The following is a 589-nucleotide window of genomic DNA, read 5'->3' on the forward strand; positions in this document are numbered from 1 at the left end:
TACCACTTTGCATGGCACGGATATCACGGTGTTAGGTTATGATCCGTCTCTAAAAGATCTGATCCGTTTTGCTATTGAGTCATCAGACAGAGTGACGGCAGTCTCCTCAGCGCTTGCGGCTGAAACGTACGATTTAATTAAACCGGAGAAAAAAATTGAAACGATTTATAACTTTATAGACGAGCGCGTGTATCTGAAGAAAAACACAGCGGTGATTAAAGAGAAACATAGAATTTTACCAGATGAAAAAGTCGTCATCCATGTGTCCAACTTTAGAAAGGTTAAACGCGTGCAGGATGTCATCCGTGTGTTCCGCAATATCGCTGGCAAAACGAAAGCGAAGCTGCTTTTAGTCGGAGACGGTCCGGAGAAATCGACAGCCTGCGAGCTTATCAGAAAATATGGCTTGGAAGACCAAGTCTTAATGCTTGGAAATCAAGACCGTGTTGAAGAACTTTATTCTATTAGCGATTTGAAGCTGCTGCTATCTGAAAAAGAAAGCTTCGGTCTTGTCCTGCTTGAAGCGATGGCTTGCGGAGTGCCTTGTATCGGAACAAACATTGGCGGTATCCCTGAGGTTATTAAAAAC

1 protein-coding gene is annotated in these 589 nt (G+C 43.3%); it reads left to right on the forward strand.

The features are described 5' to 3' along the window. On the forward strand, nt 1-589 hold a 589-nt coding region (gene bshA, locus ACWHAR_RS29760; protein WP_452088775.1), incomplete at both ends, for an N-acetyl-alpha-D-glucosaminyl L-malate synthase BshA.

Source organism: Bacillus sp. LR--39, assembly GCF_053613335.1.